This is a genomic window from Micromonospora sp. WMMA1998, assembly GCF_027497375.1.
Lineage (GTDB): Bacteria > Actinomycetota > Actinomycetes > Mycobacteriales > Micromonosporaceae > Micromonospora > Micromonospora sediminicola.
Map to the genome: position 1 here is coordinate 6,185,075 of NZ_CP114911.1, position 10,855 is coordinate 6,195,929.

The 10,855-nt window shown below is 73.8% G+C and carries 7 protein-coding genes; 4 read left to right on the forward strand and 3 right to left on the reverse strand.

All coding sequences use genetic code 11. The features are described 5' to 3' along the window. The first annotated feature begins 532 nt into the window (after window positions 1-532). Window positions 533-3,763, forward strand: a complete 3,231-nt coding sequence (locus O7600_RS28850; protein ID WP_281591507.1) for an Ig-like domain-containing protein — start codon at window positions 533-535, stop codon at window positions 3,761-3,763. A gap of 63 nt (window positions 3,764-3,826) precedes the next feature. Here the strand turns inward: O7600_RS28850 and O7600_RS28855 are convergent, their stop codons facing one another. Continuing rightward, a complete protein-coding gene (locus O7600_RS28855; RefSeq protein ID WP_281591508.1) occupies window positions 3,827-4,873 on the reverse strand; it encodes a zinc-dependent alcohol dehydrogenase family protein in 1,047 nt (348 codons plus the stop codon). A gap of 142 nt (window positions 4,874-5,015) precedes the next feature. Here O7600_RS28855 and O7600_RS28860 point away from each other — a divergent pair, with 142 nt between their 5' ends. After that, window positions 5,016-6,674 carry an FAD-dependent oxidoreductase gene (locus O7600_RS28860; protein ID WP_281591509.1) on the forward strand — a complete coding sequence of 553 codons (1,659 nt, stop codon included), beginning with the start codon at window positions 5,016-5,018 and terminating at the stop codon, window positions 6,672-6,674. Between the two features lie 55 nt (window positions 6,675-6,729). Beyond that, on the forward strand, window positions 6,730-8,148 hold the full coding sequence (locus O7600_RS28865) for an ATP-binding protein (protein ID WP_281591510.1): 1,419 nt from the start codon (window positions 6,730-6,732) through the stop codon (window positions 8,146-8,148). Window positions 8,149-8,179: 31 nt separating this feature from the next. Here the strand turns inward: O7600_RS28865 and O7600_RS28870 are convergent, their stop codons facing one another. Next, a complete protein-coding gene (locus tag O7600_RS28870; protein ID WP_281594293.1) occupies window positions 8,180-9,007 on the reverse strand; it encodes a DUF72 domain-containing protein in 828 nt (275 codons plus the stop codon). 133 nt (window positions 9,008-9,140) lie between these two features. Between O7600_RS28870 and O7600_RS28875 the strand changes: the two genes are divergently transcribed. Continuing rightward, window positions 9,141-9,566, forward strand: a complete 426-nt coding sequence (locus tag O7600_RS28875; RefSeq protein ID WP_281591511.1) for a VOC family protein — start codon at window positions 9,141-9,143, stop codon at window positions 9,564-9,566. A gap of 97 nt (window positions 9,567-9,663) precedes the next feature. On the opposite strand, the gene O7600_RS28880 is transcribed toward O7600_RS28875, so the two are convergent. After that, complete coding sequence (locus O7600_RS28880) at window positions 9,664-10,644, reverse strand: GGDEF domain-containing protein (protein WP_281591512.1); 981 nt, start codon at window positions 10,642-10,644, stop codon at window positions 9,664-9,666. Window positions 10,645-10,855 lie beyond the last annotated feature (211 nt).

The window sequence follows — 10,855 nt, forward strand, 5'->3', positions numbered from 1 at the left end:
GAATCCTCGTCCCGTCCCGACGGCCCGACCCGTGATCTGCGTGCCGGAGCCGATCACGCCGTTCTCCGGCGATTGTGTCGACAATTGCGCAGCGCGCGCGCCGCCCGGTCGGATATCCGCGCCCTCCTCGGAGCGCTTTCCGCCGAGGTTTTCGGTCGACATTTGACACTCCGTCAGTCGTCTGCCCGTCGCCCCCGCAGGCCCTCGCTCGTCTCCGCCGGAGACCCCCGACCCCCGGCCGCGCCACCTCACCCGTCACCGCGGCGTCGATCATGAGGTTGGCGGTGACAAAACGGGCGGATCGAGCGGTCAACTTCATGATCGACGGGGTGGGTGGGGGTGGGGGTGGGGGTGGCCGATCGGTGGAGGGGGGCCACCGGTGTGGGCGGAATTGATGTCTGGCGGTCGATTACCGGTGCGGCGGCGTATCGCGAGAAGTCCTTGCCTCCTACGGTGACGTCCGGCACGCGGACGGACGGACTCGGGAACCACCCGAGGGCCGCCGTCCCGGCGGACAGGGAGAGTTGTCTCGATGCGAGTTTGGAGTCGCGCGGTCGCGGTGCTCGCCGCCGGCGCGGTCGTGGTGGCCGGAGTGCCGGCGATCGCCGGCACCGTCACCGTCCGGGACGCCGGAGCCACCGGGCGCGGCGGCGCGGAGACGTTGGGTGGCAGCGCGGCGATCGGCGCCGCCCGTACGGTCGCCACCAGGGCGCAGGTCACCCCCGGGGACACCCGGCTGGTGCCGTCCACGCCCCGCACCGACACGCCGCAGATCACCAACGGTGAGATCACCGACATCGAGGTGATCGGCAACCGGGTCTTCATCGCGGGCACCTTCACCTCGATCGCGAACGTCGGCGGGACGGCGATCGCCCAGAAGTCGCTGGCCTCGTACAACCTGGACACCGGGAAGGTGGACACCGGCTTCCGGCCGACCATCGACGGCGCGGTCGCCGCCGTGGAGGCGTCGCCGGACGGGTCCTCGCTCTACATCACGGGCTCGTTCAACACGATCAACGGGATCACCAAGCGCAAGATCGCCCGGCTCAACCCGACCACCGGCGCGCCGGTCGCGGCGTTCACCGCGAACGCGAACGCGCGGGGGACCGCGCTGGCCGTCAGCCCCACCGCCGTCTACGTCGGCGGTCAGTTCGCCACCGTCAACGGGGTCGCCCGCAGCGGCCTGGTCGCGCTCAACCCCACCAGCGGCGCGGTCGACACCGCGTTCAACCTGCCGCTCACCGGCGGCATCGGGGTCGGCGGCATGCTCACCGTGCAGCAGCTCAAGCTCACCCACGACCGCAGCAAGCTGCTGGTCGTGCACACCGGGCGGCAGATCGCCGGGCAGGACCGCTACGGCGTGGCCCTGATCGGCACGGCCAGCAAGGCGCTGCTGCCGTGGCGTACCCGGCTGTGGGAGGACAACCTGTCCTTCGTCGGCGGGATCCAGCGGGTCTTCGGCGGCGACATCGCGCCGGACGACTCGTACTTCGTGGTCACCAGCGGCTCGGGCGGCGACCGGCCGCCGATCAACGACACCGCCATCGCGTACCCGTTGACCGGCAACGACCACGTCGAACCGCTCTGGATCTCGCGGCACTTCGACAGCATCTACTCCGTCGCGATCACCGCCACCGCCGTCTACGTGGGCGGGCACTTCAGCTGGCAGGAGTCGCCCACCTCGAACGTGCCGTGGCCCGGGCTGGACAACGTCGGCTACGGCACCGGTCAGGGGCTCAGCGGCTACGGCCTGGGCGACCAGGTGGTGCGCCGCGACCACCTCGGCGCGCTGGACCCGATCACCGGCACGGCGTTGGAGTGGAACCCCGGCTCCAACTCGTACGAGGGGGAGAAGGCGATGCTCGCCACCTCGCGCGGCCTGCTCGTCGGCGGCGACGGCAACACCAAGGGCGGCAAGACCACCGGCCGGGTCGCGTTCTTCGACCTCTCCAAGGAGCCCGCACCGTCGCCGCTGGACACCACCATCACCACGCCGATCGAGGGCGCGGTGAAGCAGGCCGGCGAGTCCTTCGCCATCGGCGGCCAGGCGCTCGCCCCGGCCGGCGTGGCGAAGGTCCAGGTGGAGATCCTGGACCGCAGGAGCCGCAAGTACCTCCAGGACGACCTGACCACCTGGGGCGCGTCGAACAGCGTCCTCGCGACCCTGGCCAGCCCGAACGCCACCTCCACCACGTGGACCCTGCCGGTGTCCCTGCCCGCCGGCGAATACCAGTTGCAGGCGAAGACGTTCGACCGGAACAAGGCCGGCGACACCACCAAGGCGATCAAGAAGATCGAGGCGTTCCGCTTCGACGACCTGCCGCCGTCGACCCGGATCAGCTCGCCGGCCGCCGGCCTGCTCGCGACGAAGAGCTTCGTGGCCACCGGCACCGCCACCGACGACAAGGGCGTCAACGCGCTGGTCTACTCGTTCCGCACCTCGGACAACCGCTACCTGCAGGACGACGGCACCGTGGCGCCGGTCTACAACACCTTCCGGGGTGAGCCGGACGTGATCGGCGCGGTCTCCACCACGTGGCAGTTCGAGGTGACGCTCCCGGCCGAGGGGCAGTGGCGGATGGCCGCCACCGCCGTCGACAACGCCGGGCAGAGTGACCTGCGTGGCGACACCCGGGACTGGACGGTCTCCGCGACCGGCGTCCCGCCGACCGTGGCGATCACCGCGCCGGTGGCGATGACCCCGCCGACCGCCGCCGCGCCGCTGACCGTGGCACCGGGCGCCACGGTCACGTTCGCCGGCCGGGCGAGCGACGACGACGCCCTGAAGTCGGTCGAGATCTACCTGCGCAACAACACCACCCGCGAGGCGCTGGCGGCGGACGGCACCTGGGGGGCCGACTCGGTGGCCGCGTACCACCGGATCTCCCCGCTGAACCTCGACGCGGCGACGATCGACTGGTCCTTCACCACCGTGCCGCTCACCCCGGGCGTCTACGACTTCCGGGTACGCGCCACCGACAAACTGGGCCTGACCACGTCCACCGGCAACCTGGGCCGGCTCACCGTCACCGCCCAGGTGCCCGGCGACGCCTTCCCGAACGGGCTGCTCAGCTTCACCGGCGTGAACCAGGACATCGACCGGCTGCACCTCGACCTGAGCGGCACCGCCACAGACGACAAGGGCGTACGGGCGGTCCGGGTGGCGCTGCGCGACCTGGACACCGGCCGGTACGTGCAGCCCAACGGCACGATGGCGGCGGCGTTCGCCACCGTCGACGCGACGCTGGCCGCGCCCGGCGCGACGAGCACCGGGTTCACGCTCGCGATCGACCTGCCCACCAAGGGCACGTTCACCGTGGAGGCGTGGGCCGTGGACACGGCGGGGCAGCAGGACGGGTCGACCACCGGCGCCACCGCCCGGTACCTCGTCTACCCGGGTGACCTCGACCCGAGGCTGGAGCCGAGCGTCACCCCGGTCGAGGGGCAGGCCTACACCGGCGGCCGGATCGTGGTGAGCGGCCGGGCGGTCGACGACGTCGGAATGCAGCGGGTGGAGCTGCAGATCTCCAACAGCGCCGGGCAGGGGATGAACTCCTCCGGCACGTTCAGCAAGCCGGGCACGGCGGGCAACTACCCGTGGATCGCGGCGTTCCTCACCAGCCCGGGCTCGCCGGGGTCGAACTTCGCGTACACGTCACCGGTCATCCCGGCCGGCACGTACACGGTGACGATCCGCGGCATGGACAACCACGGGCAGTACCAGCAGCCGCCCCGTACCGTCTTGGTGACCGTGGCGGACTGAGCCGGTCGGTCGCGGGCCGGTCCGCGTCGGGGTCTCCCGACGTCGGGCCGGCCCGCTGCCGTGTCAGGGACGGATGAGGCACATCCCGGCGACGGTCGGACGGTCCATGGTGGCCAACGCCCACGGCGCCGCCGCGAGGTCGATGGTGCGGGTGACCAGCTCGCCGGGGCGCAGCACCCCGGCGCTGACCAGACGCAGCATCTCCGGGTAGGCGTGCGCCGGCATGCCGTGGCTGCCACGCAGCTCCAGTTCGTACGCGATCACCAGGTCCATCGGCAGCGCGGGCCGGCCCTGCGCCGCGGGCAGCAGCCCGACCTGCACGTGCCGACCCCGCCGGCGCAGGCTCTCGACGGAGGCGACGCAGGTGGCGTGGCTGCCCAGCGTGTCGAGCGAGAGGTGCGCGCCGCCGCCGGTCGCCTCGCGGACCGCGGCGGCCACCTCGCCGGGACCGCCCAGCGCGTCGCCGTCCAGGCAGACCGCGGCCCCGCAGCGCCGGGCCAGCTCCAGCGCGGCGGGCGCCACGTCCACCGCCACCACCCGGGCGCCGCTCGCCGCCGCGATCATCACCGCGGACAGGCCGACCCCACCGCACCCGTGTACGGCCACCCACTCCCCGCCGGCCACCCGGCCCTGCCCGACCACGGCCCGGAACGCGGTGGCGAACCGGCAGCCCAGCGCGGCGGCGGTGAGGTCGTCCAGGTCGTCCGGCAGCCGGACCAGGTTGACGTCGGCGTCGCGCACGGCAACGTGTTCGGCGAACGACCCCCATCCGGTGAAGCCGGGCTGGGTCTGCCGCTCGCAGACCTGCTGGTCGCCGGCGAGGCAGGAGGGGCAGCGCCCGCAGGCGCAGACGAACGGCGCGGTAACCCGGTCGCCGGGCCGCCAGCCGCGCACCTGCGCGCCGACGGCCACGACCACGCCGGCGAACTCGTGCCCGGGCACGTGCGGCAGGCGGATGTCCGGGTCGTGGCCCTGCCAGCCGTGCCAGTCGCTGCGGCAGAGCCCGGTCGCACCGACCCGCACGACCACCCCGTCGGGCGCCGGCGCCGGATCCGGCACCTCCCGGACCTCCGGCGCCACCCCGAACTCCTCGACCACCACCGCACGCATTCGCCGATCCTCACACCTCCCGCCGCCCCCGCACACCCTTCGCCTCCGCTCGACGCGAACTCCTTGATCACCGAGGTGAGGGAGGGGCGGCCGTCCGGGCGGGTGGTGCGGGTCGGCCGCCGGTGGTGCTTAAGTGGGGGCCATGCCCAACCCCGCGATCCTCACCGTCGACGACGACCCGGCCGTCTCCCGGGCGGTCGCCCGCGACATCCGGCGCCGCTACGGCGACCGCTACCGGGTGGTCCGCGCCGACTCCGCCGAGGCGGCCCTGGACGCGCTGCGCGAGTTGAGGCTGCGCGGCGAGCAGGTGGCGGTGCTGATCGCCGACTACCGGATGCCGCAGATGAACGGCATCGAGTTCCTCGAGGCCGCGATGGACCTGTTCCCCACCGCGCGCCGGGTGCTGCTCACCGCGTACGCCGACACCGACGCCGCGATCAACGCGATCAACGTGGTCGACCTCGACCACTACCTGCTCAAGCCGTGGCACCCGCCGGAGGAGAAGCTCTACCCGGTGCTGGACCAGCTACTGGAGGCGTGGACGGCCGACGGCGCCACCGCCACCCCCGAGCTGCGCGTGGTCGGGCACCGCTGGTCGGCGCCGTCGTTCACGGCCCGGGACTTCCTGGCCCGCAACCTGGTGCCGTTCCGCTGGGTGCCCGCCGACGAGCCGGAGGGCGCCGGGCTGCTCACCGCCGCGGGCGTCACCGCGAACGACGTACCCCTGGTGGTGACCGCGGACGGCAAGTCGCTGGTGCAGCCGTCGGCGGCCGACCTGGCCGCGCAGGTCGGGCTGGCCACCACGCCGGCGGCCGAGTTCTACGACCTGGTGGTGGTCGGCGCCGGCCCGGCCGGGCTCGGCGCCGCCGTCTACGGCGCCTCCGAGGGGCTGCGGACGGTGCTGATCGAGCGGCGGGCCACCGGTGGGCAGGCCGGGCAGAGCAGCCGGATCGAGAACTACCTCGGTTTCCCGGACGGGGTCTCCGGCGCCCAGCTCACCGACCGGGCCCGCCGGCAGGCGCTGCGGTTCGGCGCGGAGCTGCTCAGCGCGCGCGAGGTGGTGTCGTTGGAGGACGCGGGCGGGGCGCGGGTGCTGCGGTTCAGCGACGGCAGCAGCGTCGCCGCGCACACCGTGGTGCTCGCCACCGGTGTCTCCTACCGGATGCTGCCGGCGCCCGGGCTGGCCGAGCTGACCGGCCGGGGCTGCTTCTACGGTTCGGTGGCCAGCGAGGCGCCGAGCTGTTCCGGGTCGGACGTCTACATCGTCGGCGGGGCCAACTCGGCCGGCCAGGCCGCCGTGCACTTCTCCCGCTACGCCCGCCGGGTGCACCTGCTGATCCGCGGCGAGGACCTGACCCGGTCGATGTCCAGCTATCTGATCGAGCAGATCGCCCGGATCGACACCATCGAGGTGCACCCGTGCACCGAGGTGGTCGGCGGCGCCGGCGGCGAGCACCTGGAACGGGTGACGCTGCGGGACGTGCGTACCGGCGCGACCCGCGAGGTGGAGACCTCGTGGCTGTTCGTGTTCATCGGCGCCGAGCCGCGCACCGACTGGCTCGGCGGCGCGGTCGCCCGCGACGGCCGGGGCTTCGTGCTCACCGGCCCGGACCTGACCCGGGGCGGGCGCCGGCCGCCGGGCTGGGCGTTGCCGCGCGACCCCTACCACCTGGAGTCCAGCATGCCGGGCGTGTTCGCCGCCGGGGACGTGCGGGCCGACTCGGTGAAGCGGGTGGCCTCGGCCGTGGGCGAGGGCGCGATGGCGGTCTCGCTGGTGCACCGCTACCTGGAGGCGCAATGAGCGCGAGGAGTGAGCCGGGTTTGCGAGCCCCGCAGTCGCGAACGAAGGAGGCCCAGTGACCACGGACCGACTGACCGTCGACGAGCTGCGGCGGCTCTTCCTGTTCGAGTCGCTCACCCCGGAGCAGCTGTCCCACCTGGCCGAGCACGGCCGGGTGGAGCGGCGCCGCGCCGGCGAGCCGGTCTACGTCGAGGGCGAGCCGGCGAGCTGCTTCTACGTGCTGCTCGACGGCACGGTCGCCATGCACCGCCGGGTCCAGGGCGACGAGGTGGAGTTGAGCCGGACCAGCCAGCCCGGCGTCTACGGCGGCGCGATGCAGGCGTACGTCGGGGACCCGGCCGAGCAGCGCTACCTGAACAGCCTCCGCGCGGTCACCGACTGCGCGGTGTTCGCCCTGCCGGCGGTGATCATCGCGGATGCGATGCGCGGCTGGTTCCCGATGGCCACCCACCTGCTGGAGGGGCTGTTCGTCGGGATGCGCAACACGCAGACCATCGTCGGCGAGCGGGAACGGCTGCTGGCCCTGGGCGCGCTGTCGGCCGGGCTCACCCACGAGCTGAACAACCCGGCGGCGGCCGCCGTGCGGGCCACCTCGGCGCTGCGCGGGCGGGTCGCGAAGATGCGGCACAAGCTCGCCATGATCGCCGACGGGCGGTTGGACGGGCGGCGGCTGCACGACCTGGTCGCCCTCCAGGAGGAGGCGGTGAAGCGGGCCGCCGCCGCGCCGGGCCTGTCGCCGCTGGCGGCCAGCGACGCCGAGGACGAGCTGGCCGACTGGCTCGACGACCACGGCGTACGGGGGGCCTGGGAGTTGGCCCCGACGCTGGTCGCCGGCGGCATCGACAGCGGGTGGCTCGCCCAGGTCGACGCGGCGGTCGGCGGCGACGACCTGGAGTCGGCGGTCCACTGGATCACCTACACCATCGACACCGAGTTGCTGATGGGCGAGATCGACGACGCGGTGACCCGGGTCTCCGGGCTGGTCGGGGCCGCCAAGCAGTACTCCCAACTCGACCGCGCGCCCTACCAGACGGTGGACGTGCACGACCTGCTCGACGCCACGTTGGTCATGCTCCAGGCGAAGGTGCCGGCGGGCGTGCGGGTGGTCAAGGAGTACGACCGGAGCCTGCCCGTCGTGCCGGCGTACGCCGCCGAACTCAACCAGGTGTGGACCAACCTCATCGACAACGCGCTCGCCGCGATGGCCGGCGAGGGCACGCTGACGGTCCGGACCGGGCGCACCGAGGACCGGCTGACCGTCGAGGTCCGGGACACCGGTCCGGGCATCCCGCCGGAGGTGCGGCCGCGCATCTTCGAGCCGTTCTTCACCACCAAGGCGGTCGGTGAGGGCACCGGTCTCGGCCTGGACATCTCGTACCGGATCGTGGTCAACAAGCACCACGGCGACATCCGGGTGCGGTCGGAGCCGGGGGACACCCGGTTCGAGGTGCTGCTGCCGCTGACGCCGGCCTGACCGGCTGGGCCGGCCTGACCGGTTCGGGCGGTCAGAACAGTGTCGCCGGGCCGACCGGGGCCGGTTCGGGCAGCGGCGCCAACCCGGGCACCCGGGCGCGCACCTGGTCGTGGAAACGTCGGGCCAGTTCCGGGGCGTCGGCGTTGTCCGGCGTGTGCACGAACACGGTCGGCGAGCGGCCCTCGCGCAGCCAGGCGACGACCACGTCGAGCCACGGCTGCCAGCCCTCGACCGTGGTGGCCGGGTCGTCGCGGCCGAGGTAGCGCACCACCGGCCGGTCGGTCAGCGCGCGGGTCCGCAGCGGCAGCCGGGGCTTGCGGGTCCACGCCTCCCGCTCCGCGTCGCTGGTCGGCGGCGTGCGGAAGAAGGCGGTGGTGTCGAACGGGACCCACTCCGCGCCGTGCCGGCCGAGCGTGTCCTCCAGCGCCCGCACCGCGCCGGGATCGGTGAAGAAGGCGGGGTGGCGGACCTCGACGGCGTACCGGTGGGTGGTGGGCAGGGTGCGCAGGAACCGGTCCAGGACGGGCACGTCGTCGGGGGCGAACGCGCCGGGCAGCTGCACCCAGAGCATGTGGGCCCGGGGGCCGAGCGGCTCGATCGCGTCCAGGAACGCCAGCAGGTCGCCCTCGCCGCCGGTGAGCCGGTGCCCGTGCGTGACCGCCTTCGGCAGCTTGGGCAGGAACCGGAAGTCGGGGTCGGTCTGCTCCGCCCAGGACGCGACGGTCTCCCGGCTCGGGGTCGCGTAGAACGTGGTGTTGCCCTCGACCGCGTCGCACCAGCCGGCGTACGCGCGAAGCCGTTCGTGGGCCGGCAGCGGGTGCGGCAGGAACCGCCCCGACCACGACCGGTGCGTCCACATCGCACAGCCCACGTGCAGGCGCATCCGGTGTCCTCCCTCGCCGCGTCGCAGCCGCGCCCACCGTATCCGGACGCCCGGCGGGCGGATTGGGCCGGGCCCGCCCGGGGCAGGAGGAGGTCCGGAGGTGGTCACCGTGACCGACGGACCGGGTCTGCGGCTGTGCCAGGTGGTGCTCGACTGCACCGACGCACGGGCCGTGGCCGAGTTCTACCGCGCGTTGCTGGGCCTGGTCTACCGGCCCGGGGACGAACCCCGGGCGGCCGGGGAGCCCGACGGGCGGGGCCGTGACTGGCTGGTGCTGCGGACCTCGGAGGGCGCCCCGCAGCTGGCGTTCCAGCAGGTCGAGCGGTTGCCGGCGGCGACCTGGCCGGAGGGGGAGGTGCCGCAGCAGCTGCACCTCGACCTGACCGTGCCGTCGGTGGCGGAGTTGGACCGGCAGCACGAACGGGTGCTCGCGCTCGGCGGCCGGCTGCTGCTGGACCGCGTCGACGACCCGGACGAGCCGTTGCGGGTCTACGCCGACCCGGCCGGTCACCCGTTCTGCGTCTTCGTCGCCTGACCCTGACCCGTACCCCCCGGACGCTCGGACCTCGGGCGGCCGCGCTCCGGACGCCTGGACCGGGACGCCGGCCACGGGCGCCGGTGGTCGCCGTCCGTCAGCCGCGTCCGCCCCGGTCGGCGATGAGCCGTCGCCGCTGCTGCTTGACCTCGTAGAGGCGCTGGTCGGCGGCGTGCAGGAGCCGGTCCAGGGTGTCGCCGTCAAAGGGCGCGGTGGCGGTGCCGACGCTGACCGAGGTGAGCGGGCGCAGCGTCGCCTCGATCCGCGCCGCCGTCGAGCGGGCCGCCTCCGCGTCGGCGTCGGCGAGCACCACCACGAACTCGTCGCCCCCGATGCGGGCGATGGCGTCCCCGCCGCGCAGCACCTCGCGGGTCGCGGCCACCACCCGACGCAGCAGGTCGTCCCCGGCGGCGTGCCCGAGACGGTCGTTGACCAGCTTGAAGTCGTCCAGGTCGAGGCAGAGCAGCGACGGGCCGGGCCGGCAGCCCGCGCGGAACAGGAAGCGGGCCAGTTCGGCCAGGCCGCGCCGGTTCAGCGCGCCGGTGAGCGGGTCCAGCGACGCCAGCGCCCGCAGCTGGGACCGCTGCCGGGCCAGCGCCCGGGTCTGGGTGGAGCAGACCGAGACGAGCACCAGCATGCCGGCGAGATAGACGAAGACGTGCCCGCGCGGCGCGGGTGGCCCGGCGACGGCGACCAGGAGGTAGGTGCCGAGGATGAGCACCTCGAAGCCGAGCATCAGGCGCAGCTGCGGGGTGTAGCTGGCGACGAAGACGGCGGTGGTGACGAAGCCCAGCGCCGCGGGGGAGGAGACCCCGCCGTCGCCGAGCGCGCCCACCGCGGCCACCACCAGCGTGATCAGCAGCAGCGTGGAGGAGACCCGGTAGCTCCAGGTCTTCGACGTCACCCGGGTCGCGACCCACGAGCCGGCGACGCCGGCGACCAGGCCGGAGCCGTACGCCCCGAGCATCAGCGGCCGGTGCGGCTCGGCGAGCGTCGTCAGGCAGTAGACGACGGCGACGGCGTGCGACACGGCGTGCAGCGCCGCGCTGAGCAGTGTGCGTCGGCGTCGCTCGGTCATCGGACGGCCCGCCGGGGCGGGTGTCGGCCGGGCGCCCCGGTGCGGGCACGGGCTCGGGCGACCGGCCCGCCCCCGCTGACGGCCGGTGTGGACGACACGCGCGCGGGGCAGCTCGCCACGTCGAAATTCAATGACCGGGCCGCCCGGTCGTCAAGAGGCGAACCGTTCATCAGGCGTTCATCGGTGCGAAATGAGACGGCGCCGTGACCTG

Bases quoted from the DNA above. Each gene is read 5' to 3' on its own strand.
- O7600_RS28850 (WP_281591507.1), top strand. From the start codon at position 533: ATGCGAGTTTGGAGTCGCGCGGTCGCGGTGCTCGCCGCCGGCGCGGTC.
- O7600_RS28855 (WP_281591508.1), bottom strand. From the start codon at position 4,873: ATGCGTGCGGTGGTGGTCGAGGAGTTCGGGGTGGCGCCGGAGGTCCGG.
- O7600_RS28860 (WP_281591509.1), top strand. From the start codon at position 5,016: ATGCCCAACCCCGCGATCCTCACCGTCGACGACGACCCGGCCGTCTCC.
- O7600_RS28870 (WP_281594293.1), bottom strand. From the start codon at position 9,007: ATGTGGACGCACCGGTCGTGGTCGGGGCGGTTCCTGCCGCACCCGCTG.
- O7600_RS28880 (WP_281591512.1), bottom strand. From the start codon at position 10,644: ATGACCGAGCGACGCCGACGCACACTGCTCAGCGCGGCGCTGCACGCC.